This window comes from Leifsonia sp. HAY1-4F (assembly GCF_056755275.1).
On record NZ_JBNDHX010000034.1, the window covers coordinates 1 to 25947 of the forward strand.

Annotated in this window: 22 protein-coding genes; 7 read left to right on the forward strand and 15 right to left on the reverse strand. The window is 70.8% G+C overall.

Features of this window, described 5'->3' with window-relative positions; genetic code table 11:
• The 9 genes from ACPYOG_RS08735 to hemE all read right to left on the reverse strand — a co-directional run.
• Positions 1-816, reverse strand: an 816-nt coding sequence (locus ACPYOG_RS08735; protein ID WP_481293843.1) for a uroporphyrinogen-III synthase, incomplete at its 3' end; no start/stop codon positions are given.
• Complete coding sequence (gene hemC / locus ACPYOG_RS08740; RefSeq protein WP_481293844.1) at positions 813-1814, reverse strand: hydroxymethylbilane synthase; 1002 nt, start codon at positions 1812-1814, stop codon at positions 813-815. The genes ACPYOG_RS08735 and hemC, both read right to left, overlap by 4 nt.
• Positions 1811-3028, reverse strand: coding sequence for a ferrochelatase (locus ACPYOG_RS08745; RefSeq protein WP_481293845.1), 1218 nt, complete (start codon positions 3026-3028; stop codon positions 1811-1813). Before ACPYOG_RS08745 ends, hemC begins: the two co-directional genes overlap by 4 nt.
• A complete protein-coding gene (hemQ, locus tag ACPYOG_RS08750; RefSeq protein WP_481293846.1) occupies positions 3025-3756 on the reverse strand; it encodes a hydrogen peroxide-dependent heme synthase in 732 nt (243 codons plus the stop codon). The genes ACPYOG_RS08745 and hemQ overlap by 4 nt, the downstream gene beginning before the upstream one ends.
• A gap of 49 nt (positions 3757-3805) precedes the next feature.
• Entirely contained in the window at positions 3806-4021 is a 216-nt protein-coding gene (locus ACPYOG_RS08755) for a DUF3618 domain-containing protein (RefSeq protein ID WP_481293847.1), read from the reverse strand.
• Positions 4011-4526, reverse strand: a complete 516-nt coding sequence (locus ACPYOG_RS08760; protein WP_481293848.1) for a phage holin family protein — start codon at positions 4524-4526, stop codon at positions 4011-4013. Before ACPYOG_RS08760 ends, ACPYOG_RS08755 begins: the two co-directional genes overlap by 11 nt.
• 37 nt (positions 4527-4563) lie before the next feature.
• The gene (locus ACPYOG_RS08765; RefSeq protein ID WP_481293849.1) at positions 4564-4884 is read right to left on the reverse strand and encodes a hypothetical protein; all 321 of its coding nucleotides are present in this window, start codon (positions 4882-4884) and stop codon (positions 4564-4566) included.
• A 14-nt stretch (positions 4885-4898) separates the two neighbouring features.
• The gene (locus ACPYOG_RS08770; RefSeq protein WP_481293850.1) at positions 4899-6551 is read right to left on the reverse strand and encodes a protoporphyrinogen/coproporphyrinogen oxidase; all 1653 of its coding nucleotides are present in this window, start codon (positions 6549-6551) and stop codon (positions 4899-4901) included.
• Entirely contained in the window at positions 6548-7696 is a 1149-nt protein-coding gene (gene hemE / locus ACPYOG_RS08775) for a uroporphyrinogen decarboxylase (protein ID WP_481293851.1), read from the reverse strand. The genes ACPYOG_RS08770 and hemE overlap by 4 nt, the downstream gene beginning before the upstream one ends.
• Before the next feature lie 101 nt (positions 7697-7797).
• On the opposite strand from hemE, the gene ACPYOG_RS08780 reads away from it, so the two are divergent.
• From ACPYOG_RS08780 to ACPYOG_RS08795, 4 genes are all read left to right on the forward strand, one after another.
• A complete protein-coding gene (locus tag ACPYOG_RS08780; protein WP_481293852.1) occupies positions 7798-9105 on the forward strand; it encodes a glutamyl-tRNA reductase in 1308 nt (435 codons plus the stop codon).
• Between the two features lie 50 nt (positions 9106-9155).
• Entirely contained in the window at positions 9156-9803 is a 648-nt protein-coding gene (locus ACPYOG_RS08785) for a GNAT family N-acetyltransferase (protein WP_481293853.1), read from the forward strand.
• 84 nt (positions 9804-9887) lie between these two features.
• Positions 9888-11276: a glycine--tRNA ligase gene (locus tag ACPYOG_RS08790; protein ID WP_481293854.1), complete on the forward strand. Its 1389-nt coding sequence runs from the start codon at positions 9888-9890 to the stop codon at positions 11274-11276.
• Between the two features lie 52 nt (positions 11277-11328).
• Complete coding sequence (locus ACPYOG_RS08795; RefSeq protein WP_481293855.1) at positions 11329-13827, forward strand: phosphatidylglycerol lysyltransferase domain-containing protein; 2499 nt, start codon at positions 11329-11331, stop codon at positions 13825-13827.
• Here the strand turns inward: ACPYOG_RS08795 and ACPYOG_RS08800 are convergent, their stop codons facing one another.
• A complete protein-coding gene (locus ACPYOG_RS08800; protein ID WP_481293856.1) occupies positions 13828-14913 on the reverse strand; it encodes a PrsW family glutamic-type intramembrane protease in 1086 nt (361 codons plus the stop codon).
• Positions 14914-15033: 120 nt separating this feature from the next.
• On the opposite strand from ACPYOG_RS08800, the gene ACPYOG_RS08805 reads away from it, so the two are divergent.
• From ACPYOG_RS08805 to ACPYOG_RS08815, 3 genes are all read left to right on the forward strand, one after another.
• A complete protein-coding gene (locus tag ACPYOG_RS08805) occupies positions 15034-15435 on the forward strand; it encodes a hypothetical protein (RefSeq protein WP_481293857.1) in 402 nt (133 codons plus the stop codon).
• A gap of 16 nt (positions 15436-15451) precedes the next feature.
• The gene (locus ACPYOG_RS08810) at positions 15452-17428 is read left to right on the forward strand and encodes a M13 family metallopeptidase (protein ID WP_481293858.1); all 1977 of its coding nucleotides are present in this window, start codon (positions 15452-15454) and stop codon (positions 17426-17428) included.
• Between the two features lie 174 nt (positions 17429-17602).
• Positions 17603-18511, forward strand: a complete 909-nt coding sequence (locus ACPYOG_RS08815) for a serine hydrolase (protein ID WP_090035414.1) — start codon at positions 17603-17605, stop codon at positions 18509-18511.
• Between the two features lie 91 nt (positions 18512-18602).
• On the opposite strand, the gene ACPYOG_RS08820 is transcribed toward ACPYOG_RS08815, so the two are convergent.
• The 5 genes from ACPYOG_RS08820 to ACPYOG_RS08840 form a co-directional block, all read right to left on the reverse strand.
• On the reverse strand, positions 18603-21473 hold the full coding sequence (locus ACPYOG_RS08820) for an alkaline phosphatase family protein (protein ID WP_481293859.1): 2871 nt from the start codon (positions 21471-21473) through the stop codon (positions 18603-18605).
• A 216-nt stretch (positions 21474-21689) separates the two neighbouring features.
• Complete coding sequence (locus ACPYOG_RS08825; protein ID WP_481293860.1) at positions 21690-22163, reverse strand: GbsR/MarR family transcriptional regulator; 474 nt, start codon at positions 22161-22163, stop codon at positions 21690-21692.
• Positions 22164-22194: 31 nt separating this feature from the next.
• Positions 22195-23889, reverse strand: a complete 1695-nt coding sequence (locus ACPYOG_RS08830) for an ABC transporter permease (protein WP_481293861.1) — start codon at positions 23887-23889, stop codon at positions 22195-22197.
• A complete protein-coding gene (locus tag ACPYOG_RS08835) occupies positions 23886-24842 on the reverse strand; it encodes an ABC transporter ATP-binding protein (protein ID WP_481293862.1) in 957 nt (318 codons plus the stop codon). Before ACPYOG_RS08835 ends, ACPYOG_RS08830 begins: the two co-directional genes overlap by 4 nt.
• Positions 24843-24903: 61 nt before the next feature.
• Positions 24904-25944: a hypothetical protein gene (locus ACPYOG_RS08840; protein WP_481293863.1), complete on the reverse strand. Its 1041-nt coding sequence runs from the start codon at positions 25942-25944 to the stop codon at positions 24904-24906.
• Between the last annotated feature and the right edge of the window lie 3 nt (positions 25945-25947).

Below are 25947 nucleotides of genomic sequence, written 5' to 3' on the forward strand. Positions count from 1 at the left end.
TCCGTCGTCGGCAGCGTCAGATGTGTATAAGAGACAGGCTCCCGACAGCGCGACGCGGACGACGGCGTCGATGAGGGATGCGGCAGTGCGCTCGGCGGCGACCACATCCACCCGGAGTCCGAAGCTGCGGGCGTCGCGCGCGGTCTGCGGGCCGATCGCGGCGATGAGGGTCGACTCGGGGACGGGGCCGAGCTGCTGCTGCACCTGCTCGGCGACCGAGCCGCTCGTCACCAGGATGGCCTGTACCAGCCCGTCGCGCACATCCCGCACGACGTTCTCGGGCACGGCCACGCCGACGGTGCGATAGGCGACCACCGACTCGACGTGATGCCCGATGCGCCGCAGGCCTTCGGTCAGCAGCGGCTTCGCGATCTCCGACCGCAGCGTCAGGATGCGGAGCGGCAACGCGCCCTGCGTGGCCGCCTCCCACTCGGCGAGCAGGCCGCGCGCGGAGTTGTCCTCTGACGGGACCAGGTCGACGTGGTAGCCCGCGGCCGCGAGCGCGGCGGCGGTCGTCTCGCCGACCGCGGCGACCCGCGTCGTCGGGGGCACGACGGCCCGCTGGGCGCTGAGCACATCCACCGTCGTCGCACTGGTGACGGTCATCCAGTCGAAGTCGCCGTTCGCGAGACGGGCGAGGGCGGCCTCCAGGGCCGGCGCATCGGCCGTCGGCGCGAAGTTGATCATCGCGGCGACGATCGGAGAGGCGCCCTTGGCCCGCAGGTCCGCCGCGACCGAGTCGCCCCACGGGCCGCCGCGCGGCACGAGCACCCGCCAGCCGGCAAGCGGCTTCGGGATCGGCGCGGTGTTGGTCATCGAGTGCTCCCCAGCGGCGCGAGGCCCGCCGCGCCCGCGCCGAGCAGTTCGGCGACCACGCGGGCGCCGACATCGTGCGCGGCCTCTTCGAGGTGCGCGGCGCTGAGGGAGTCGGGGGTCGCCGCGTGGGAGGCGGTGAGCTGTTCGCTGCCGTCCGGCCGGTAGACCGTGGCGGTGAGGAAGAGGAGACCGTCGTCGACGATCGCGGTCGCGCCGATCGGGGCGGCGCATCCCGCCTCGAGCCCCGCGAGCACATCGCGCTCGGCGATGACGGAGGCATGCGTGGTGACGTGGTCGACGGCGGAGAGCGCCCGCGCGACCAGACCGCGGCCCTTCTCCTCGCCGGCGCGGACCTCCAGCGCGAGAGCACCCTGGCCGGGTGCGGTCGGCATGGTGGACAACGGGAAGAAGTCCGTGACCGCCTCCAGCCGCCCCAGACGGCTGAGCCCGGCGGCGGCGAGCACCACCGCATCCAACTCGCCGGCGGCTACCTTGCCGAGGCGTGTGTCGACGTTGCCGCGCAGGTCGACGATGTCGAGGTCCGGGCGCTGCGCCTTCAGCTGGGCGACGCGCCGGAGTGAGCCGGTGCCGACCCGGGCGCCCTCCGGGAGGGTCTCGAGCGTCAGGCCGTCCCGCGCGCACAGCGCGTCGCGGGCATCGGCGCGCTTCGGGATGGCGCCGATCACGAGTCCAGGCGCCGGTGCCGTCGGGAGGTCTTTGAGGGAGTGCACCACGAGATCGACCTCGCCGGCGGTCAGCGCCTCGCGCAGGGCCGTCGCGAAGACGCCGGTCCCTCCGAGCTGCGAGAGCGACTCGCGCGACGTGTCCCCGTGCGTGGTCACCGTGACGAGTTCGACATCCGATCCGGTCGCGCGCGCGATCGACTCGGCGACCGTCGTCGTCTGGGCGACGGCCAGGGCACTGCCCCGCGTTCCGATGCGCAGCACTCCGTCGCGGCGCTCGGCGGCGCCCTCGACCCTCGTCACGGAGCCGGTCACGGAGCGAGCCCCGCCGCTGCCGGCTTGAAGCCGAGGCGGACGTTCTCGCAGCAGCCGGGCCTGCACACGTCGTACCAGGGGCCGAGCGAGGTGAGGGCGGGACGCTGCTCGACCGGCACGCCGTCCCGGCGTTCCAGGACGAGGTCGACGAGTCCGCGGACGTAGCTCGCGTGCGTCCCGGGCGTCGGGACGCGGACCGCTACCAGGCCGTTCTTGTCGCTGGTCTCCAGCGCCTCGTTGTCGAGGTCCCAGAGCACCTCCATGTGGTCGCTCACGAAACCGAGCGGCACGATGACCACGGCCTTGACGCCCAGCGCGGGCAGCTCGGCGATGCGGTCGTTGATGTCGGGCTCCAGCCACGGCATCGACGGCGGACCCGAACGGGACTGGTAGACCAGATCCCAGGCGACCGTCCCGCCGGTCGCGGCGTGCGAGACGACCTCCGCGACCGCGAGGTGCTGGGCGGCGTAGGCGCCGCCCTCCCCGAAGCCGCGGTCGGCCGGACCGGACTTGGCGGCGTCGGTCGAGGGGATCGAGTGCGTCGAGTAGAGGATGCGGACCTCGGTCGCGGGGTCGATGCCGGGCAGCCTGTGCTGCAACTCGTCGATCGCCGTGCGCACGCCCTCGATGAACGGCTCGACGAACCCCGGGTGGTCGAAGAACTGGCGGACCTTGTCGATCTGGATGCGCCCGGCGAGCCCGGTGGCTTCGAGTGCGCCCGCGAAGTCCTCGCGATACTGGCGGCAACTGGAGTACGAGGAGTACGCGCTCGTCGCGATCGCGATGAGTTTCGTGAAGCCGCGCTCGTCGGCCTCGCGGAGCGCCTCGGCGAGGTACGGGTCCCAGTTGCGGTTGCCCCAGAGCACCGGCAGGTCGATCCCGCGCTCGGCGAGTTCCGCCTCCAGCGCCGCCTTGAGCTCGCGGTTCTGGTCGTTGATCGGACTGACGCCCCCGAAGTGGCGATAGTGGTGCGCCACCTCCTCCAGCCGCTCGTCCGGGATGCCGCGCCCGCGCGTGACGTTGCGGAGGAAGGGGATGACGTCGTCCTGACCCTCCGGTCCGCCGAACCCCGCGAGGAGGATCGCGTCGTAGGCGACCGGCTCCGTCACGTGCTCCGGACCGTCTGCCGCGGCAGCGGTCGCAGCGAGCACTCGCGCGCCGGGAGCGGCCGTGCCGGCAGCCTCCACCTGTTCACCCGTGCGGGCGTCCGTCACTGCAGAACCTCCACCAGTTCAGCGGGCTGGACGCGGCGGCCGGTGAAGAACGGCACCTCTTCGCGGACATGGCGGCGCGCCTCGGTGTACCGCAGCTCGCGCATCATGTCGACGAGGTCGGTCAGCTGGTCGGCCTCCATCGGGAGGAGCCACTCGTAGTCGCCCAGCGCGAAGGCCGCGACGGTGTTCGCGAGGACCGACCGGAACGCTGCGCCCTTGCGGCCGTGATCGGCGAGCATCGTCGAGCGCTCCTCGTCCGGAAGCAGGTACCACTCGTAGCTGCGGACGAACGGGTAGACGCAGAGCCAGTCCTTCGGCTCCACGCCGCGCAGGAAGGCGGGCACGTGCGCCTTGTTGAATTCCGCGTCCCGGTGCACTCCCATCGCGTTCCACGTCGGGAGGAGCGCCTTCAGCAGACGGGTGCGACGCAGCTGGCGCAGTCCCCACTGCAGCGCATCGGCCTCGGGGCCGTGCAGCCACAGCATCAGATCGGCGTCGGCGCGCAGGCCCGAGACGTCGTAGAGGCCTCGAACGGTCACATTCTGGAGCTCGAGGTCGGCGATCACGCCCTCCAGCTCCTCGACGGCTTTCGGCACATCCGTGCCGTCCAGGTCGTCCGGGCGGGCGGGATCGCGGCGCAGCACGGCCCAGAGCGTGAAGCCGGACGGGTTGTCGCTGGGGGTTTCTGGGCTGGTCGACTCTGCCGGAACGGCAGCCGGGGTACTCATACCCACAGTCTCTCTCGCAAACCTGAGAAGGCCAAAAACGGGCGTCGGTTCACCGGCGGACGAGCCGGACGACGCCCCACACGGCGCCGGCCACCGCGGCCACTGCACCGGCTGCAATCCCGGCGAGGGCGACGGGGTTCTCGGCCCGCAGCCGCTGGACGCGCTCGGCGGTGCGCTTGGGAACGTTGAGCTTGTATTCGATCGCGTCCATGGTGGCGGCGAGCTCGGCGCGCGCCCGGTCGACGTCGCTGCGGTCAGTTGTCATACTTCCCCAGGCCCTTCAGCGCGTCGGCGTCCTCGCGGACGCTCTCGATGGTCTGCGACGGCGCCACGCCGTCCATCTTCTTGAACGCGCGGATCCCGAACAGCGCGAGGACGACCGCGATCACGACGAGGCCGCCGAACACGATCAGGGCGGCCGCCCAGGCCGGCAGAGCGACCGCGATCCCGAGGATCGCAGCGGCGATGAGCACCCCCAGCGCGAAGAACAGCAGGAGCGCGGCGACCACGAGGAGCCCTATGCCGACCCCGGCATATCTCGCCTTCTCGGCGAACTCGGCCTTCAGGTGGTTCAGCTCGGCCTTGAGCAGGTCGACGATCAGGCGTGGCAGGTCGGAGACCAGCTGGACCAGCGACCGGCTGCGGGCGCCCTGGGCGCGAGCCCGGGCGCGAGCCCGGGCGCGAGCATCCTGAACCGGATCCGCGCCCGCCGCGCGTGGCGCACCGGGCGTACCGGCAGTGCCGGCAGCGGTCCGTTCACGGTCGGTCATCCGCGTCTCCCCTCGTCGCTTCCGTACAGTACCCCCGTCAGGACGACGTGGGGCTGCTGTCGTCCGCCGCACGGATGGCCGCCTCGGCTGCCGGCGACGGATAGGGCGCGCGGGCCTCGCGGCGCCGGGCGTTCGCCTGGACCACGAGCTTCTTGATGGTGATGTAGACCGTCTCGGGGAACTCGCCCACCTTCTCGGCCACGAAGTCCTCCACGGCGTGCACCTGCTTCTGCACCCCTGGCGACTCCCAGACCTTGCCGGCGGCGGCCTTCATCTGCTCGTACCGCTTGCGGCCGGCGCGCGCGCCGAGCACGTAGCCCACCGCTGCCCCGGTGACGAAGAGGAGTTTGCCGCGCATTCCGTCTCCCTGTCTCAGTTGTCCGTGTGGTGTAGAGCCTCGGTGAGGCCCCTCCAGCGGAGACCTCTCGCGCGCTCGGCTGTCCGGCGCGCATCCGGGATGACGGAGGCGAGGCCTGTGCCGGTCAGCCAGGACCCGGTGACCTCGAGACCCTCGACACCGTCGACCTCGGTGCGGACCCGCTGGATGCGTTCCCGCTGCCCCACTGTCGCATACGGGAGGGCGTTCGTCCAGGGGGTCCGGGCGAATGCAGTCACGGCGGATTCCGCGATCGGAATATTCAGCAGACGCGAGGCGTCCTCGATCGCCTGGGCCCTCAGTTCCGCATCCCCCAGGGCCAGGGATTCGGCCGGGCGACCGGCGCGTCCGTACGAGAGGCGGACGACGTGGCGACCGGTTCCCGCCGCCTCCGCGACCCACGCCCACTTGGCGCTGGAGTGCGTCATCGCCTTGGCCCGGACGTCGTTCCCCGGGACGTCGGCGACAAGCACGCCGGTCCCCACGGGAGCGGTCGTGAGCCGGTCGTCCGCGACGACGAGGGTCACCAGCTCGACGCTGGAGGCCGCCGGCCAGTCGAGCTCGCCCAGCGCCGCGAGGTCCGGGTCGAGGGAGGCGAGCAGCGCGAGGGATGCGTCGGCCGGCGTTGTGAGCACGACGGCATCGGCCGGGAGCTCGTCGCCGTCCTCCAGGCGGACGAGCCAGCGCGCCGGGCGCGCGTCCTCCGCGACCTCCTCGCCCTGCGGCTCCGCGGAGACCGCCGCGGGGTCCGCCGCATCGCCGAGGGCGTCCGCGAGCACGCCCTCCACGAGCGCCTGCGCCGTCTCCTCCGCCGTGGGCGCGGTCCACCGCTCGAGTGCGGCGACCGCCGCGCCCGTCCGGACGACTCCCCCGCGGGTCGCGATGTCCGCGGCGAGCGCCTGCGGCAACCGCCACATCCCGCCGCGGATCCCGCCGACAGCGCTTCCCGCCTTCGAGGCCGACCGCAGCTCGGCGACGGCACCGGACAACGAGCCCAGCCGTGTCAGCGCGGCGTTGAGTCCGGGAGCGACGACATCCACATCCAGTTCGTCCGGGGCGGCCGAGTAGACGCCGGTCGCGACGGGCGCGACGAGAAGGTCGAGGACCTTCTGCCCCATCCGCCTGCGCACGAGGGTGCCGAGCCGCCGCTCCTGCCCGATCTTCAGCACCGGGATGAGGCGGTCGAGGTACGCGCGGAAAGCGCCGGACCAGCCGATCGCGTCCGCCACGTCCTTCGCGAGCGGCGAGCTGGGGATGCCGAGCAGTCCGGCTTCGGGGAGGGGCACCGATCGGGACCCGTGGCGCACCCAGGCGCCGGACGGATTCGGTTCGACCACGTCGTCGTCGAGGTCGAGGTCGTGCAGCAGCTCGGCGACGTGACCGCCCCGGGTGGCGAAGCTCTCCGCGCCCGCATCGAGGGTCATCCCGCCGAGGTCCAGAGGCGCGACACTGCCGCCCACGCGGTCGCCGGCCTCGAGAAGCGTCACCTCGAAGCCGGGACGCGCGCATTCGCGGGCTACGACCAGGCCCGCCAGGCCGCCGCCGATGACGACGACGCGGGTCGGCGGCGCCTCGATGGCCTGGCGGATCTCGTCGCCGAGGTCCTCGCCGGGCCCGGGGTCGCCGCCGGCCATCCGCTCTTCGCTCACTCCGGCCGCCACCCGTGCACCAGCTCGACCACCCGGGTGAGCACGGTCGGATCGGTCTCGGGAGGGACGCCGTGGCCGAGGTTCAGGACATGGGCGGGCGCTTCGCGTCCGCGGTCCAGCACGTCGAGGACATGCGCCTCCAGCACGGGCCACGGCGCGTCGAGCATCGCGGGATCGACGTTGCCCTGCAACGGGACCACGTGGCCCAGCCGGCGGCTCGCCTCGTCGAGCGGGATGCGGTAGTCGACGCCCACCGCGTCCGCGCCCACCTCGTGCATCGCCTTCAGCAGTTCGCCGGTGCCGACCCCGAAGTGGACGATCGGGACATTGCGCAGCACCGCGTCGATCGGTGGCTCGAACCCGTCCACCGTCGCGGTCGCCGGGATCTCGTAGGCGAGATCACGCACGTGCGACAGCGCCCGGGCGGACGCCGGTGCGACAAGCGCGGCGTAGTCGTGCAGCGAGAGGGCGCCCGCCCACGAGTCGAACAGCTGGGCGGCGCTGGCGCCGGCGAGAACCTGCGCGCGCAGGAAAGCGCCCGAGAGATCGGCCGTCCACGCCATCAGACGCGACCACGCGGCGGGATCGGCGTGCATCAGGGTGCGGGCGCGGATGTGATCCTTCGAGGGACCGCCCTCGACGAGGTAGGCGGCGAGGGTGAACGGCGCGCCGGCGAAGCCGATCAGCGGCGTCGCTCCCAGCTCCGCCACCGTGAGCCGCACGGCCTCCTGGATGGGCGCGAAGACCTCCGCGCCGAACGATGCGGGATCGACAGCGGTCAGCCGGTCGACGTCGGCTGCCGTGCGCACCGCCTCGGCGAACACCGGGCCCTTGCCCGGAACGATCTCGACATCCACGCCGGCCAGCTTGAGCGGCACGACGATGTCGCTGAAGAAGATGCCCGCATCCACGCCGTGCCGGCGGACCGGTTGCAGGGTGATCTCGCTGGCCGTGGCCGGGTCGAGGCAGGCGTCCAGCATCCTCGTACCGACGCGGAGCTCGCGGTACTCCGGGAGCGACCGGCCCGCCTGCCGCATGAACCACACGGGCGTGACCACCTGCCGCTCGCCCTGATAGGCCCGCACGAGAGGGCTGGACGCGGTGCGTCCGGAAGCGAGCGGATGGTCGGCTGAGAGGGTGGTCACACCTCGATTCTGCCAGTGCGCGGATGAGTCGGAGCCCGGGGGCTGAATGGAAGCTGAGCCGCCGATTCGAGGTTGCCCTGACGCGAGCGTAGGATTTGCCCGTGCTTCTGTGCTTCTCGTCGAGCCACCGGACGGCGGACTTCGACCTCCTGGAACGGCTCGAGCGTCACGCTCCTGCCGTGACCGCCGCACTCGCGGAGCGCACGGGCGCCGTGGCCGGGTCCGTCGTCCTCGCCACCTGCAACCGTTTCGAGGCCTACCTCGATATCGACGGCTCGCATCCCGCAGGCCAGGCGGCATCGGCACAGGCGGTGCTGGACGCGGTGAGCGCGGCATCCGGGATCGACGCCGAGACCCTGCGCGACTCCAGTGCGGTCTACAGCGACCACGCGGTCGCCGAGCACCTCTTCGCGGTGACGAGCGGGCTGGAGTCCGTGGTCGTCGGCGAGGGCGAGATCGCTGGCCAGGTCCGCCGGGCGCTCGACATCGCCCGGAGCGCCGGATCGGTCACCAGCGAGCTCGAACGGCTGTTCCAGGTGGCCTCCCGCACCTCCCGCGGTGTGAAGAACCGTACAGAGATCATGTCCGCCGGCCGGTCTCTGGTACGGCTGGCCCTCGACCTCGCCGAGAGCCGGGTCAGCGACTGGGCGCAGACGCGGGTGCTGCTCGTCGGCACGGGCAAGTACGCCGGCGCGAGCCTCGCGGCGCTGCGCGATCGCGGCGCACACGATGTGCGGGTCTACTCCCCCTCCGGTCGCGCGGCAGCCTTCGCGCTGTCGCACGACATCGGGGCCGTGTCCTCCGACGATCTCCTCGACGTGCTCGCCGAGAGCGACCTCGTGGTGACCTGCTCCGCCGTCACCGACTACGTCCTCACCGAGCCGCTGCTCGCCGACGCCCTGCGCCGGCCGGGCGCAGCCGACCGCCGGCTGGTCGTCGACCTCGGCCTCCCCCGCAACGTCGACCCCGCCGTCGCCGAGCTCGCGGGTGTCGAGCTGCTCGACCTCGAGACCATCAGCATCCACGCGCCCCTGAAGGAGCTGCAGGGCAGCGTGGACGACGCACGCAGCATCGTGGATGCCGCCGCCGCCGAGTACCGCGCCCAGACGGCGGAGCAGGCGGTGACGCCCGCGCTCGTCGCCCTGCGCACGCACGTCTTCGGCATCCTCGACGCCGAGATCGAGCGGGCGCGGAACCGCGGGGACTCGAGCGAGCAGACGGAGGCGGCTCTTCGCCACCTGGCCGGCGTTCTGCTGCACACCCCGTCCGTGCGTGCACGGGAGCTGGCCCGTGCGGGCGACGCGCCGTCGTTCGCCGAGGCGGTCGCAGCGCTCTTCGGCGTGGAGGTGGAGGCGGCAGAGCATCCCGCATCGCTCACCGCCGTGGACGACGAGTCGGCCGCATCCTGACCGCGCATCCCGACCCCGCATCCGGGCCCGGCCCACTCGAAGGAGCGACTGTGAGCGACGAAGCCACCACGACCGCCACGACCACCGCGACGACGGCCGTGGCGCCGCACGGCGCGACCGGGCTCCCCTACGCCGCCGAGGTGCTGCGCACGGAGCGCCTGGTGCTGCGTCCGCTCAACACCGGCGACCTCGAGGATGTGCACGCCTACCAGAAGCTGAAGGACGTCGTCCGCTACCTCTACTGGGAGGTGCACGACCACGACGAGTCGGCCGAGCACCTGCGCAAACGCATCGCGATGAACCGCCTCGCCGAGAACGGCGACGGCATCGTCTTCGCCGTGGAGCTGGCGGATGCCGAGGGCGGCGCAGGACGCGTGATCGGCGACATCAGCCTGTTCCTCAAGAACGCGACGTGGGGCAAGTTCGAGATGGGATGGGTCTTCCACCCCGCCGTGCACGGCCGCGGCTACGCCACGGAGGCCGCGCAGCGCATCCTGGAGCTGTGCTTCGACACGCTCGGCGCCCACCGTGTCTTCGCGCAGCTGGACGCGCGCAACGACGCCTCCGCTCGCCTGTGCGAGCGCATCGGGATGCGTCAGGAGGCACTGCTGCGCGAGACGGAGATCTTCAAGGGCGAATGGTCGGACACCGCGGTCTACGCCATCCTGGAGCAGGACTTCCGCCCGGCCGCGGATTGACTGCTCGCCTGCGGAATCGGCGCTGGGCGCTTCCTCAGTAGGATGGACGGGTCCCCACCCCACCCGTACCGCACAGGGAGCACCATGGCCGCACCCACCAGGCTGGATTCCGTCATCACGCTGGCGCAGCACCGCGGATTCGTCTTCCCCTCCGGCGAGATCTACGGCGGGACCCGATCGGCGTGGGACTACGGCCCCCTCGGTGTGGAGTTGAAGGAGAACATCAAGCGCGAGTGGTGGAACGCCTTCGTGCGCGGCCGCGGCGACATGGTCGGTCTCGACTCGGCCATCATCCTGCCGACTCCGGTCTGGGAGGCCTCCGGTCACGTCCAGGTGTTCAGCGACCCGCTCACGGAGTCGCTGGTCACGCACAAGCGGTACCGGGCCGACCACCTGTTCGAGGCGTACGAGGCCCAGCACGGGCATCCGCCGGTCAACGGGCTCGACGACATCGCGGACCCGGACCACCCCGACAAGGTCGGCCAGTGGACGCCGATCCGCCAGTTCTCGGGGCTGATGAAGACCTTCCTCGGCGTCGTCGACGACGAGTCCGGCCTGCACTACATGCGACCGGAGACGGCGCAGGGCATCTTCACCGACTTCGCCTCGGTGCTGCAGACCTCGCGGAAGAAGCCGCCGTTCGGCATCGGCCAGATCGGCAAGGCCTTTCGGAACGAGATCACGCCGGGCAACTTCATCTTCCGCACGCGCGAGTTCGAGCAGATGGAGATCGAGTACTTCGTCGAGCCGGGAACCGACGAGCAGTGGTTCGAGACCTGGATCGACCTGGCCTGGGAATGGTTCACCGAGCTCGGCATCAAGCCGGAGAACATCCGCCGCTTCGAGCACCCCCAGGAAGCGCTGGCCCACTATTCGAAGCGCACGATCGACATCGAGTACCGCTTCGACTTCGTCGGCAGCGAGTGGGGCGAGCTGATGGGTGTCGCCAACCGCACCGACTTCGACCTGAAGACCCACATCGAGCACTCCGGCAAAGACCTGAGCTACTTCGACCAGAACAAGAACGAGCGCTACGTCCCGTTCGTGATCGAGCCGTCCTTCGGCCTGACCCGCGCGCTCATGGCGTTCCTGGTCGACGCCTACGACGAGGAGCAGGTCCCGAACGCGAAGGGCGGCACCGACAAGCGCACGGTCCTGCGCCTGGATCCGCGCCTTGCGCCGGTCAAGGTCGCCGTGCTGCCGCTGTCGCGCAACGAGGCCCTCTCGCCGCTCGCCCGCGGGCTCGCCGACCGGCTCCGCAAGCGCCGCAACGTCGACTTCGACGACTCGGGCGCGATCGGGCGCCGCTACCGCCGGCAGGACGAGATCGGCACGCCGCTCGCGGTGACGGTCGACTTCGACTCGCTCGAGGACGACGCGGTCACGGTGCGCGACCGGGACTCGATGCAGCAGGAGCGCATCCCGCTCGAGGGCCTCGACCGCTACCTCGCCGAGCGCCTCCGCGAGATCTGACCGGGGCGGTCGGAGAAGGCCCGGGACGGACTCCACCGTGACAGAGGCCGGCGTGAGCACCGCAGAGACGCGGAACGTCGTGGCGCGTTACGCGCGAGTCGCTCCGGCCGGGATCGCTCTGGCCTTCGTGGTGCTGGCGACGTCCGTTGCGACCGGGACGCTGTGGAGCGCCGCGTCCGCCGGCAGCGCCACGATGACGTGGGCCGCCGGGGTCACGACGACCGTCGAGAGCGGATCCTGGTGGACTCCGTTCACGGCGCTGTTCGTGCCCGAGGACCCGGTCCAACTGGTCATCACCGTGCTGCTCGCCGTGGTCGTCATGGCCACGGCGGAGCGGCTGCTCGGCACCGCCCGGGCGGTCCTCGCGTTCCTCATCACGGGTGTTGTGGGCATCGCCCTCGGAGTCCTGCTGCAGTGGACGGCGGCGGGCGCCGGGGAGATCTGGGCGAACGTCACCCGATTCGATTTCACCCTCGACCCGACGATCGGCATCGTGGGTGCGCTGACCACGGCGAGCGCGTTCGCGAGCTCGCTGTGGCGCAGGCGCATCCGGCTCCTGACGTTCGCCGTCCTGCTCGTGTTCGTGCTGTACAACGGCGACCAGAACAACGCCTACCGGCTGATCGCCGCGTTCCTCGGGCTGGGACTCGGCGTGCTGCTCCGACGCGACGGTCTCCGTCGGCTGCGTCGCAGTTCGCACGCGGAGACGCGGAACCTCGTCGCAGCGGTCGTCGCCATCACGGCCTTCGGTCCGCTGCTCGCCCTGCTGCCGCCGGGCGGTTTCGGCCCGCTGTCGTTCGTGGCCGCGCTCTTCGAGCAGCCGCGCGTGAACGTCCCCGAAGTGCTGGCGCGCTGCGACGCCTCGTACACCATCGCCTGTCACGACGACCTGACGATGGTGTCCGTCCAGGGGCCCGGAGCACTGCTGCTCTCGGTGCTGCCGCTTGCGCTGCTCATCCTCACCGCGATCGGGCTGCGTCGCGGCCGCCGGTTCGCGCTGCTACTCGGGATCGTCGTCAACGTCGTCATGCTCCTGTTGCCGTTCACTGCGCTCACCGGCGATATCGAGCTGGAGGCGGAGGGCCCTCAGGCTCTCGTTCCGGCGATCGAGGTGCTCGTGTGGCTGTTCGCGGCCATGCTCGTCCCGGTCGCGTCGCTCGTCCTGCTCGTCGTCACCCGGCGGCAGTTCCAGATCCGCTCGCCCCGCGAAGCCATCGCCCGGTTCGTGATCGTCGTCGTCTGCTCGTTCGGCCTGCTCGCCCTCGCCTACCTGGTGGCGGCGCTCTCCTCGCTCACCGAGTTCGTGCCGGACGCCAGCGTGGGCGACGTGTTCGCATCCACTCTGCGCCGGTTCGTTCCCGCCGGATTCCTCTCGGCGCTCGGGACGCCGATCGTCCCGACCACGCCCCTGGTCGTCTTCCTCTTCCAGTGGGTCGGGACGGCGTTCTGGACCGTGGTCGTCTTCGCCACCCTGCAGGTGTACCGCGCCACCTTCACCGGGCGGACCCTGGCCGACGAGGAGCACTTCCGGGCCCTGCTGCGCCTGGGCGGCGGCGGCACGCTCGGCTTCATGGGCACCTGGCCCGGCAACGTGTACTGGTTCAGCTCGGACGGCGAGTCCGCGATCGCCTACCGGGTCGTCGGCGGGATCGCGGTCACCCTCTCCGACCCGGTCTGCCGGCCGGAGAGAGCGGAACGCACGATCGCGGAGTTCGTCCAGTTCTGCGACGTCAACAGCTGGGTCCCGGTGTTCTACAGCATCCACGGCGAGTATCTGCCCGTGTTCGACGCGCTCGGCTGGCCGTCGATGTCGGTCGGCCAGGAGACGCTGATGCACCCGCAGAGCTTCGACCTGGTGGGCAAGCCCTGGCAGAAGGTGCTGCAGGCCCACAATCGCGGGATCAAGGCGCAGATCTCCACCCTCTGGACGAGCTGGGACGAGCTCTCGCCGCTCATCCAGACGCAGATCACCTCCCTCAGCGAGCAGTGGGTGTCCGAGAAGGAGCTGCCCGAGATGGGCTTCACGCTCGGCGGCATCGACGAGCTGAAGGACCGGGACGTGCGGCTCTACCTCGCTTTCGATCCCGACGGCGGACTGCAGGCCGTCACGAGCTGGCTGCCGAGCTGGCGGGACGGGCGGGTGGTCGGCTGGACCATCGACTTCATGCGGCGGGCGGACGGCTCGATGTCCGGGATCATGGAGTTCGTGATCGCCTCTGCCGCGCAGCACATGCGCGACGCCGGCGTCGAGGTGCTCAGCTTGTCCGGCGCCCCGCTGGCGACCAAGCCTCTCGCCGAGGGCGACGGGCCGGACGAAGGCACGACGATGGATCGTCTGCTCGCGTTCCTCGGGCGGACGCTCGAGCCCGCGTACGGCTTCGCTTCGCTGTTCTCGTTCAAGAGCAAGTTCAATCCGACGTACGAGACGCTCTACCTGGCGTACCCGGATGTGCTGGCGCTTCCGGCGATCGGCAACGCGCTGGCGAGGGCGTACCTGCCCGACGCGAAGGCCCGCGAATACCTCGCGCTCGCCGGCACCCTGGTGCGGTAGTCAGCCGGCGGACGCCTCCATCGCCGCTCGCCGCTCGGCGGAGCGCCGGATGCGCCGGGCGATGAGCAGCCACGCCAACCCGCTCGCCAGGACGAAGACCAGATAGAAGAGCAGGATCGCGCCCCCGCGGGCGACGAGCGGCCAGGGCAGGATCTGTGCCAGCCAGATGGCGCCGTCGAAGATCCCGTGAGCGGCGGCCACACCGAGATAGGCCAGCACGACGCCGAAGGTCAGGCGGAAACGGCCCGCCCGCGCGGCGCCGAAGACCGCGGCACCCAGCAGCGCGGAGAAGACCGGATGGAGGAACGGCCCGGTGAGCTCCCGGCCGATCACCGTCTCCACGAACATCCCCAGGCCGAGGCCGTTGAGCTGACCTCGGGCGAACGCCTCCATCAGGTAGCCGAGGTTCTCGATGACGCTGAAGCCGATCCCGACGGCCCCGCCGACGAACAGACCGATGCGTGCGTTCTTCACGGGCAGCTTCCACGCGAGGACGACGGCCGCGGCGATCTTGACGAACTCCTCGACCACGCCCGCGAGCACCAGGGCGAGCCCGCTCGGGTGCAGTGCCGTGCCGCCGCTCAGCACGTCGATGATGCTGTTCACCGGCGCGGCCAGGAGCGTGGCCGCAAGGCCGCCGACGCCGGCGATGATCACGAGACGGGATGCCGTCAGCCCGTCATCCCGCCGCAACCGGTAGGCCATCGTGTAGAGGATGGCGGTCGCCACCGTCGCGGCGCCCGTGAGAAGGAGGAACGGCGAGAGCACCGCGGGCCCGTGGGCGTCGGGATGCGGTGAGATCGCGGTGATGAGCCAGTTGAAGCCGAAGAGCCAGAGCCAGATGAAGGCGCTGGCCGCCACGATGATCCACCCGCCGAAGCGACCGATCCACTTGTGCGGCGGCTTCGGGCGCGCCGCCGGCTGCAGGGCCCGGACGGAATACGTGTACGGGGTCCACGCGGCGCCGCTCCACCATCGGAGGAAGCGCGCGTCGAACGGGTCGCCGTACCAGCCGGGCGGCGCGGTGCGGGCCGGCGGCGGGGTTCCGGCTGGGGACGGGGTCCCGCCGGAGGGTGCGATGGTCACCGGGCAAGCATACGAACTCGGCGCCTCCCCCGCCCCACCCCGTCCGGGCGGCACGGCGAGCCTCCCGGCGCCAGGCGGCGTGTGCTGGCATACTCAATGCTCAACACCAGGGGGAACGACATGCGCTTCACCACTTCCGGCCAGAAGGCGGTCGTGATCGGGGTGCTCGTCGCCATCAGCGCGGTGCTCGCGCTCCTCCTCGACGCCTTTCATTCCGAAGCGGGATCGATCATCCTGACGGTGCTGCAGGTCATCGGCTGGTATCTGGCGAGCCGCCTCTTCCGCGGCCGCGGCGAGTCCGTCCGGGCGGCGCGGCCCTGGTGGCGGATGACGAACCGGCCCCTCCTCAGTGGGGCGCTCGCGGCGATCTACGGGCTCCTGGCCGTGATCAACATCGGCTTCTCGGTCGCCGGGTTCGGGAGCGTGTCCGGCGTCGCCTCCATCCTCGCCGAGCTGGCCCTGGCCGCCCTGTTCGCGCTCTCCTGGCGGCGCCTGTCGTCAGTGGCCCGCGCTGCAGCCTGACCCGTAGGCTGGGCGCATGACGCTCGACTCCGGCATCCACATCGACGAACTCGACCCCGCCACCCGTCCCCAGGACGACCTCTTCCGGCACGTGAACGGCAAGTGGATCGCCCGCACCGAGATACCGGCCGACAAGGCCCGCTGGGGGTCGTTCATGATCCTGGCGGAGGAGGCGGAGGCCGCGGTCCGGGAGATCGTCGAGCAGGCCCAGAACGCGCCGGAAGGCACGGAGGATCGGAAGTTCGGCGACCTCTTCACGAGCTTCATGGACGAGGACCGCATCGACGCGCTCGGTGTCGAGGCCATCCGCGACGAGCTGACGTTCGCGGAGGGCGTCGACAGCATCCCGAGCCTCCTCGAGACGATCGGCAAGCTGGAGCGTCGTGGGCTCGGCGGCTTCTACCAGCTCTTCGTCGACAACGATCCGGGCGATCCCGAGCGGTACCTCGTTTTCCTCGAGCAGTCGGGCATCTCGCTGCCGGACGAGTCGTACTTCCGTGAGGAGCACTTCGCGCCGATCCGTGAGGCTTTCGTCGGCCACATCGAGCGGATGTTCGAACTCGCCGGCTTCGACGACGCGCCGGGCAGGGCGCAGCGCGTCTTCGACCTGGAGACGGCGATCGCCTCGCAGCACTGGGACAACGTGGCCTCGCGCGACTCCGAGAAGACGTACAACCTGTTCTCGTGGGCCGACGCCACGACCCTCTTCGACGGCGGAGCGGTCGCGGGCCAGGCGGCAGACCTCGATGTCTGGGCGCAGGCGCTCGGCGCGCCGCAGAACGCGCTGGCCGAGGTGGTCCTGCGTCAGCCGTCCTTCACCACCGGGCTGGCGGGCCTCCTCACCGAGGACCGCCTGGAGTCGTGGCGCGACTGGCTGGCCTGGCAGGTCATCCACGGCGCGGCGCCCTACCTCTCGGGCGACTTCGTCGAGGCGAACTTCGACTTCTACGGCCGGACGCTGACCGGAACCCCGGAGCTGCGGGCCCGCTGGAAGCGCGGTGTCTCGCTCGTCGAGGGCGCCATGGGCGAGGCCGTCGGCCGCGCCTACGTCGAGAAGCACTTCCCGCCGGCGGCGAAGGATCGGATGGATGCGCTGGTCGCCAACCTGATCGAGGCGTACCGGCAGAGCATCCAGAACCTCGAATGGATGGGCGCGGAGACCCGCAGGCGCGCGCTGGACAAGCTGGAGAAGTTCACGCCGAAGATCGGCTACCCGGTGAAGTGGCGCGACTACTCCCGCCTCGAGCTCGACCCCACGGACCTCGTCGGGAACGTCCGCGCTGCCGCCCTGTTCGAGTTCAACCGCGAACTGGGCAAGATCGGCTCGCCGATCGACCGCGACGAGTGGTTCATGACCCCGCAGACGATCAACGCGTACTACAACCCCGGCTTCAACGAGATCGTGTTCCCCGCGGCCATCCTGCAGTTCCCGTTCTTCGACGCCGAGCGGGATGCGGCGGCCAACTACGGCGCGATCGGTGCCGTGATCGGACACGAGATCGGGCACGGCTTCGACGACCAGGGCTCCAAGTTCGACGGAGACGGACGTCTCGAGGACTGGTGGACGGAAGCGGATCGTGCCGCCTTCGAGAAGCGCACGGCGAGCCTGATCGAGCAGTACAACGCGCTCGCACCGGCGCAGGTGCCGGACCACCACGTGAACGGAGCGCTCACCATCGGCGAGAACATCGGCGACCTGGGCGGGCTGGGCATCGCGTGGAAGGCGTACCTGCTCTCGCTGAACGGCGAGGAGCCCCCTGTCGTCGACGCGCTCAGCGGCTCCGAGCGGTTCTTCCTGTCGTGGGCGCAGGCCTGGCAGCAGAAGGGACGCGACGAGGAGGTCATCCGCCTTCTCGCGATCGACCCGCACTCGCCGAACGAGTTCCGCTGCAACCAGATCGTCCGCAATATCGACGCGTTCTACGACACCTTCCAGGTGTCGGAGGGCGACGCGCTGTGGCTGGCACCGGAGGAGCGCGTCACGATCTGGTGAGTCGGCGCCGCATCCGTCCGATGTTCGGCCGATCCGGCGCTCCATGGCCCCCGCACACGGGGTAACATCGTCCCTGTCGCTGTCGCGGAAACCCTCGCGGCGGCGGCAGCGGGGCCGACCACGGCCGCCGCGGTTTCCGGTACACGACACTCGGAAGAAAGACCCAGCGACACTGTGACGATCCAGGCTCAAGAGTCCGAACGCCGGGCCCGTCAGGCGAATACCCGCCGCGGCCGGCATCGCGCTCCTGGGTCCACCGAGTCGTTCAGCCGCGGGTTCGACGCTCTCGGGCGGCTCGCCGTCTCCGGTGTGCAGGTCTCCGCCCGGGCGACCGATCTGGCGACCGGCACGGTACTCTTCTCGGTCGACGACCACGTGGTCATGCCGACGGCCAGCATCGGCAAGGTGCTGCTTCTCGTCGAGGTGGCCGCGCGCCTCCAGTCGGGCGAGCTGAGTCCCCTCGCGCACCTCGATCGCGACCCGCGCGATGTCGCCGGCGACTCGGGCATCTGGCACCACCTGCACGTGCCGTCCCTCCCCGTCGCCGACCTGGCCGCCCTCGTCGGCGCGTCGAGCGACAACCTCGCCACCAACGTCCTGCTGCGGCGGGTCGGGTTGGAGGCGGTGAGCGCCCGCACCGAATCCCTCGGCCTCACGCGCACGGCGCTCCTCGACCTGGTGCGCGACCATCGCGGCCCCGACGATGCGCCGCAGCTCTCCGTGGGCAGCGCGAACGAGCTCACCTGGCTGTTCTCGGCGCTTGCGCGGGGCGAGATCGTCAACCCCGCCACCAGCCAGCGCGTGGTCTCGTGGCTCTCGCTGAACAGCGACTTCTCGCTGGTGTCCAGTGCCTTCGGCCTCGATCCGCACTCCCACCGCCATCCGGAGCACGGCATCCTGCTGGTCAACAAGACGGGGACGGATGCGGGGGTCCGCAGCGAGGTCGGCGTCCTGCGCGGTCCGCGCGCGGGCGTCACCTATGTCGTGTCCACCTACTTCGACGACACCAGCCTCCCCGAGCGTCTCGCCGTCATCGAGGGGATGCGGGCCGTCGGGCTCGACCTGCTCGAGTACGTGTTCTGAGTCCCGGTCGGGCGCCGAGCGCCGAGCCAGGGAACACCCGACGGCCCCGACGCGTGTGCGCCGGGGCCGTCGTGTGTTCGGCGAGCGGAGGTCAGTCGCCGTCGCCGGTGGCGCCGGCCGGGATGCCCGGCACGTCATCCGGGCCATAGATCTTCGCGTCGCCCGGGTAGGGCGAGGTCCAGTGGTGCGTCTGATACCAGGTCCAGCGGTTCATCAGCTGCGGGTTGTCGTAGTCCGGGATCGCCGCGTGCTTCGCCGTTCCGGTGAAGTGCTGCTTCTCGGCCCACTTCTGCCACTTCGCCGCCGTCGCCTGCTCGGCCGCGGGGATCTCGGCCGCCTTCGCTGCGGCCTTGTTCACGGCATCCGCCTGCGGTCCCGTGGCTCCGAGCGTGTCGTAGCCGCAGGCCGGCGCGGTGACGACGCCCTCGGTGAGCGGCACCGTGTTCGCCACGGCGGTGTACGGGGTGAGGTCGGCCTTGTCTGTGAAGGCATCCTCCATCGGGGTCGCCGCCGCGATCTTCTGGTTCAGCGGCTGGGCGCCCAGGATCTGCTCGATCGTCCGGATCATGTTGATCTGCGAGTAGAAGGTGCTGACCGTCTTGCCGTGGACCGCGTAGGGGCTGATCACCTGCACCGGGGCGCGGTGGCCGTCGACGTGGTCCGCGCCGTCCTGCGTGTCGTCCTCGGCAACGAAGATCGCCGAATCCTTCCAGTACGGCGAGTGCGAGATCTCGTCGACGATCTTGCCGACGGCGAGGTCGTTGTCGGCGACCTGGGCCTCCGGGTCTGCGGTCCCACCGGTGTGGTCGCTGGAGAGCCAGACCATGTTGAAGTTGGCCGGGCCGTTCTTCTCGAAGTCCTGCTTCCACGTCTCGTACCGGTAGATGTCCGGCACGGCCAAGTCGAACGGCGCGGCATTGGGGTCGGTGATCGCGTTCAGGGACGGGATGGCGGAGCTCGCGTGCAGCTGCAGCGACGGATCGAACAGCTTCGACGGGTCGCCGCCGCTCATCACATCCTTCGCGGTGCAGTAGTACTGCTGCCAGGTGGCACCGGCCGGCTTGCCCTCGCCGTACTCGAACTCGCCGAAGTTCTTCGCCGATTTGCCCGCGCTCTGGACCGAGTTCCAGAGGAAGCCGGACCGCTGGTGGCCGAGCACATCCTCTTCCGTGTCGTACGAGCGGGTGTACTCGCCGGCGCTGGTCTCGGTGTAGGCCGTGTTGTCGCCCTGCATGAGCCAGTTGTGGCCTTCGGCGGAGTTCGTCCCGATGTCGTACGTGTTGTCGTAGAGTCCGAACTGGCTGGCGAGAGCATGCTGGTTGGGCGTCACTTTGGCGCCGAACTGGGCGAGGGACGCATCCCCGTTGCCCTGCTTCATGTCGCCGTACAGCTGGTCGTAGCTGCGGTTCTCCTTGACGAGCAGGAACACGTGCTTGATCGCCGAGGGGTCGCCGACCCGCTTCGGTATGGCCTTCAGCGCGTTGCCGCCGTCGCCCTGCGCCTGGAGCACCGACTTGCCGTCCCAGCCGTTCTGCGCGAACACCTTGCCGGTGTAGGCGCGGATCTCCTTGTCGCTCGGGAGCGTGAACCGGGTGAGGGATGCCGTGGTCGAGTGCGTCCCGTGCCCGGTCGCCGGCGTCGTACCGGTGCCTTTGTTGAACGTCAGCGCCGGGCCGCGCGCGTCGATCCCGCGGGTGTTGGTGACGACGATCCTGCCCCCTGCCGTGGCGACATTCTCGGGGAAGTAGTCCGTCGGCAGGAGGCCGATGAAGCTGGCCGGGTCGCGGGGGTCCTTCCGGTCGACGGTGTAGACCGCGATCGCATTGGCGCTGCCGAGGGAGACCAGCAGGTGGTCGCCCTGCTGGGTGATCCCCGTCGGCTGGTAGCCCGTGGTGGAGGACGCCCAGGGCTGCGTCGCGATCGTCTGGGCGACCGCGCCTGAGGTCGTGTCGATGACCGAGACGGTGTCGCTGTTGGTGTTGACGACGTAGAGCGTCGTGCCGTCGAGGTGCATCGCCGTGGGGTGCAGCTGGACCGGGATGGTCGCGACCGCTGCGGAGGGATCCGCCGTGTCGATCACACTGACCGTACCGGTGGTGGAGATGCCCAGCGTGGTGTCCGCCGGAACCTGCGTCCCGTACGAGCCCATCGTCGCGTCGCCGGCGACCGCCTGGCGACCGCCCTCGTCGGCGACGTAGAGCTTGCCGCCGGCGAAGGTCAGCTGGCGGGGTGCGATCCCGACGGCGAAGCTGCGCAGAATGCTGCCGCCGGCCGGATCGATCGCGACTACGGTGTTCTGCCCGTTGACCGCCGCGTACAGCGTCGAGCCGTCCGGGGAGAAGGTCATCCCGGCCGTGAGAGCCTCGAGACCGCCCACGGTCGGGATGCCGATCGTGGTGCCCGCGCCGAGCGACCCGTCGGCGTTGAACGGATAGCGGACGATGCCCGTAGCGACCGGCTCGAAGAGGAACTTGCCGTCGGGCGAGAAGACCGGGCCCTCCTGGCCGACCGAGCCGTCCGAGATCTTCCGGTACGCCATGTTCCCGTAGCCCGCGTTGGTGGCCGCCGTGGCGAAGGAGGCCGCCGCGAGAGTGCCCGCCGCCGCGACCGGCTTGTAGCTGTTCAGATCGAACACCTGGAGGTCGACCGAGCGGTCGGCGCTCGTCCCGGCGAGGTAACGGCCGTCGGGGCTGACGACCGAGCCCATCAGCTTGCCGAAGGGCGTCATCACGCGATCGCCGATCGGCTGGAGGGTCTGGCCGGAGGCGACGACCTGGCCGTCGGGGTACGCGGTCCCCACCTGCCGGTCGCCGAGTGCGAGCGTCGTGGCGGTGGCGACGCCGCCACCCAGGAGAGCGAGGGCGCAGCCGGCCGCTGTGATGGCGAGGATGCGATGCCCCGCGGCGAACGAGGTGATGCGACGAAGACCGGAGCGTTTACGCCGGGGTGGAGTGCCGTGCATGTCACGTGCCTTTCAGGATCCGTGGTGCCGAGAAGACGCTCATCGGTCCCGAGAGCACGAAGGCATCTCACCGATGGCGGGCCGGGGGCCACGTCCGACACTCGCGTACCCCCATCAGGGGGTCAACCGAACAGTGCATGAATGGACGGTTACAGGGGTGGTTCGGTGGGCGTCGCGCCCAGCGGCCCAGCGGGCTACCGGCCAGCGGCTACCGTGTCACTGCTCGCGCGAGGCGCGCACCCGCTCCCACTCGCCGATGAGCTCGGGGAGCCGGACCTGGATGAAACGGTAGAAGCCGGCCATGTCGGACAGCCTCTCGGTGGCCGGCGAAGCCGGATCGCCGACGGCGGCGAGACCCGCCTCGGCCTGCTCGGCGAGGACGCCGTAGATCGGGCTGTTGCGCACCATGAGGGAGTACCAGTCGCTGGGGAGCTCGTAGCGGTCGCGGCGGCTTCCCGCCTGAGAGAGGCGACGGATGATGCCCAGCGTCGAGAGGTAGCGGACGGCGCCGGAGATGGCGGCGGGGCTGGCCTCCAGGCGGGCGGCCAGCTCGGCCGCCGTGAGCCCCGGCGTCTCGGTGACCGTGAGGGCCATGAGGACGCGCGCCGGCATCTTGGGGAAGCCCGCGGCGGTCAGGACGGCAGCCGAATGCTCCAGCACCTCAGCGAGCGCCGCCTCATCTCTGGCCATGGAGACCATCCCGTCTTTCCGTTCGCGCCAGCTATCCGATGGCGAAGTCTCGTCGGCGGATCAGCGCAGCAGCCCCGACGAGGGCGGCAGCCGTGATGCCGAGCATCCAGTATCCCCCTGTCCAGTCGACCGAACCGACCACGACGGGCGCATCGGCGAACGGCGACAAGTGGCGGATGGCGTCGGGGAAGTTCATCAGGCCGCCGAAGATGCCCACGAACGCCCCCACGCCGAGCGTCGCCCATGCGACCGGTACGGTCCAGCTCGGCAGCACGACGAAGAGCAGGGTCAGCACGCCGAGGTAGACGAGGGCGACCGGCAGCTGTGCGATCGCCGCGGCGAAGGAGTCGCCGATGGTGGAGGCATCCGCTCCGGCAGCGACGGCCGACAGACCGGAGGCGACGGCCGCGGCGAGCAGCACGGCCACGACCGCGATGAGGCCGACCACGACGAAGGAGAACAACCAGCGCGCCCGGGACACCGGGGTGGCCAGGAGCAGCTCGGCCGTCCCAGCGGCTTCCTCCTGGCGCAGGCGGACCACCGCCTGCACCGCACACGCGGCGGCCAGGACACCCACGATGGAGAAGATCGCCGAGATGAAGAGCTGGGTGAGCGGACCGGACCCACCCGCACCGATGTGCCCGATCGCATCCCGGATGCCCGAGAGGCTCGGGTCGTTCGCTATCGAGCTGCCGACGACACTGCCGAGGGCGCCGGCGAGGAGGCCGGTCAGTGCGCCGCCGAGAGCCCACCCGAGCACCGTCGGCCACTGCAGCCGCCAGGCCAGTCCCAACGTTCCGGCGAGAGTCGCGGCGGCGTCGGCGCGTCCGGCCCGCTCCGGGATGATGCCGGCACCGGTGTCGCGGACGGACTGCAGGGCGAAGACCGCCAGCACGAGCACCGCCGCCAGTCCGAGCTGGAGCAGCAACGGCCGCAGGTCGTCGGCGGTGTACGGGGCGAACTGCTCACCCCACCCGATCGGGCTCAGCCAGGTGGGCCAGGCGGACCGCACGTGGGTGCCGTCGCCGAACACGGTGCCGGTCGAATCCCCGATGGCGCGGAGCAGGAAGGCGAGCACGACCACGGCCGACGAGAAGCCGTTGGTCCCGCGGGAGGTGCTGAACACCTGCGCGAGGAGGAGCCCGGCGGCGAAGAACGCGAGCCCGGCGCCTCCCGTCGCCGCGCCCGCCACGAACGACCCGGCGAGCGGGAGACCGGCGACGGCGAACCCGCATGCCGTGAGCACCGCGAGGACGACGTTGACGAGGGTCGCGTAGATGACCGTCGCGGCCGTCGGGAGTAGCCGGCCGGCTGCGGTCGAGGCGATCAGCTCGGCGCGACCCGACTCCTCCTCCGCCCGGGAGTGGCGCACCGCCAGAAACGTGTTCATCAGGCCGGCGAGCAGTGCGAGGAAGGAGAAGATCTCGAAGAACGTGACCGAGGCGAGGCTCGTGCCCTGCGGAAGCCCGCGCAGAACCAGGATGGTGGGGTCGGCGATCGCTAGCCGGATCAGCTGGACCCGGCTCGCGTCGCTCCCGAAGGTCTGGTGGATGCTGCCCGCCGAGAACAGGGCGAGGAGCGGGATGCAGAGCAGCCAGATCGGCAGCTGCCAGCGGTCGCGCCGCAGCCGCTGGCGGATCAGCGCGCGCAGCGTCGCACCGGTGCGAACGCGCGGCGTGCGGGCGCGCAGGGTCCTCGGCTCGACCCGGGCGGTCGCCGCGCTCATCGCGCCACCTCGACCCGCGCCGCTGTCTCGCTCGCGGCCGCATCCTCCGACAGGTCGTCGCCGTAGTGCCGCAGGAACAGCTCCTCGAGGGACGGCGGTGCCACGGTCAGCCCTCTCACCGGGACGCGCGAGAGCGCCGCGAGGAGCGGGGGCAGCGCGTCGCTGTCCGCTGTGAAGCGCACCCGCCCGTTCTGCACCTGAAGCTCGTGTGCGCCGGGCAGCTGCGACAGGGCGTCGGCGGCCACGCCGTCTGCGCTGAAAGCGACCTCGGTGCGGGTCAGGTGCCGCAGCTCGTCGAGCGTTCCCGTCTCCACCGTACGACCGGCACGGATGATGCTGACCCGGTCGCACAGCTGTTCCACCTCGGACAGGATGTGGCTCGACAGCAGCACAGTCGCTCCCTCGCCCGCGACGCGCTCGATCTCGGCGTCGAAGACCGCCTCCATGAGCGGGTCGAGCCCGCTGGTGGGTTCGTCGAGGATGTAGAGGTCGGCCGGCGTGGCGAAGGCGGCGATGAGCGCGACCTTCTGCCGGTTGCCCTTGGAGTAGGCGCGGCCCTTCTTCGTCGGGTCGAACTGGAAGACATCCATGAGCCGCTTCTTGCGGGCGGCGTACCCGGAGCGGTCGGCGGTGCCGCCGCGAAGGCGGGCGAGCAGGTCGATGGCCTCGCCGCCGGAGAGGTTGGGCCAGAGGCTCACGTCGCCGGGGACGTAGGCGAGCCGGCGATGCAGGGCGACGGAATCCCTCCACGGGTCGCCGCCGAACACGGTCGCCCGGCCGCCGTCCGCCCGGGCCAGCCCGAGGAGCACGCGGATGGTCGTGGACTTGCCCGATCCGTTGGGACCGAGGAAGCCGTGGACCTCGCCCGCGGTCACCGTCAGGTCGAGTCCGTCAAGAGCACGTACGCGGCCGAATCTCTTCTCGAGGCCCGCGACGTCGATCACTGAATCCATGAAACGGGATGCTACACCGTATTCAGTAATTTGTGAATCTTGTGTTGGGGATGAATCCGGATCAGGTCTGGGTGCAGTCGATCGAGTCGATTCCCACGTACTGGTGGGTGGAGGCGCTGTCCGGAATGGTCAGCTCGTACGGCACGCCGGCCTTCAGGTCGGCGGTGACGGTCCACTCATCGAGAGTGTCGCCGTCGACGCTGTCCGCGAACCCGGCGGTGATCGTCGCGCCCACGCACGACTGGGTCGGAGTGAGCTCGAAGGTCCAGCCATCGACGTAGTGCACGTGGACGCCGTCGACGTCATAGTCCTCCGTCGCCGGATCGGTGCTGCCATCGGAGGGACTGGACGACGGCGTGTCCGACGGCGGGGCGTACGGTGCCGAACTGCTGCTCCCCGACTCGGCCAGGCGACGGCTGCTGTCGCCGATCACGGCGATCGCGAACACCGCCACCAGCAGGATGACGAGACCGCCCGCGATGCCACCCACGGTGATCCCCACGATCGCGCCGGTCGAAAGGCGGCGACGCGGCGGCGGCCCCGGGTACCACGGGCCAGGTGCACCGGGCCCGGCGTAGGGAGGGCCGGGCTGGGACGGAGCAGCCTGAGGGTAGCCGGGATACGGACCCCCGGGATAGGGCCCGCTCGCGTATGGACCGCCCGGGGATGCGGAATGCCGCGGAGCGGGCGGGGCGAACGACGGCTGCGCGAAGATGGGCTGCTGCGCGGACGGCGGCTGCTGCGCGGACGGCGGCTGCTGCGCGGACGGCGGCTGCAGCGCGGCCGGCTGCTGCTGCGACGGCGGCGGCGGCGCGAACGACGGCGTGATCTGCGCCGTGGTCGGGGGCTGCTGCGGCAACTGCGGAGCAATCGGCACCTGATGCTGCTCGCTCGGCGCCCGCTGCGGCACGACCGGCGCGGGCGGCCCCGGCAGCTGCCAGGATGTCGCGGCGAGCAACGCGTCCCGTGCAGCCGTCACCGCATCCCGTCGCGTCTCGTCGGCTCCCGCCTCGCTGACGCGCACCGCATACGCCTGCAGCACCTCGTCCCGTGTCGCGGACGGCGACACCCCCAGCACTCCCGCCGCCTCGATCGGACTCACGGC

Excerpts from the sequence above, each read along its gene's own strand:
- hemQ (WP_481293846.1), bottom strand. The coding sequence starts at position 3,756 with ATGAGTACCCCGGCTGCCGTTCCGGCAGAGTCGACCAGCCCAGAAACC.
- ACPYOG_RS08755 (WP_481293847.1), bottom strand. The coding sequence starts at position 4,021 with ATGACAACTGACCGCAGCGACGTCGACCGGGCGCGCGCCGAGCTCGCC.
- ACPYOG_RS08760 (WP_481293848.1), bottom strand. The coding sequence starts at position 4,526 with ATGACCGACCGTGAACGGACCGCTGCCGGCACTGCCGGTACGCCCGGT.
- ACPYOG_RS08765 (WP_481293849.1), bottom strand. The coding sequence starts at position 4,884 with ATGCGCGGCAAACTCCTCTTCGTCACCGGGGCAGCGGTGGGCTACGTG.
- ACPYOG_RS08790 (WP_481293854.1), top strand. The coding sequence starts at position 9,888 with ATGGCCGCACCCACCAGGCTGGATTCCGTCATCACGCTGGCGCAGCAC.
- ACPYOG_RS08805 (WP_481293857.1), top strand. The coding sequence starts at position 15,034 with ATGCGCTTCACCACTTCCGGCCAGAAGGCGGTCGTGATCGGGGTGCTC.
- ACPYOG_RS08810 (WP_481293858.1), top strand. The coding sequence starts at position 15,452 with ATGACGCTCGACTCCGGCATCCACATCGACGAACTCGACCCCGCCACC.
- ACPYOG_RS08820 (WP_481293859.1), bottom strand. The coding sequence starts at position 21,473 with ATGCACGGCACTCCACCCCGGCGTAAACGCTCCGGTCTTCGTCGCATC.
- ACPYOG_RS08825 (WP_481293860.1), bottom strand. The coding sequence starts at position 22,163 with ATGGCCAGAGATGAGGCGGCGCTCGCTGAGGTGCTGGAGCATTCGGCT.
- ACPYOG_RS08830 (WP_481293861.1), bottom strand. The coding sequence starts at position 23,889 with ATGAGCGCGGCGACCGCCCGGGTCGAGCCGAGGACCCTGCGCGCCCGC.
- ACPYOG_RS08835 (WP_481293862.1), bottom strand. The coding sequence starts at position 24,842 with ATGGATTCAGTGATCGACGTCGCGGGCCTCGAGAAGAGATTCGGCCGC.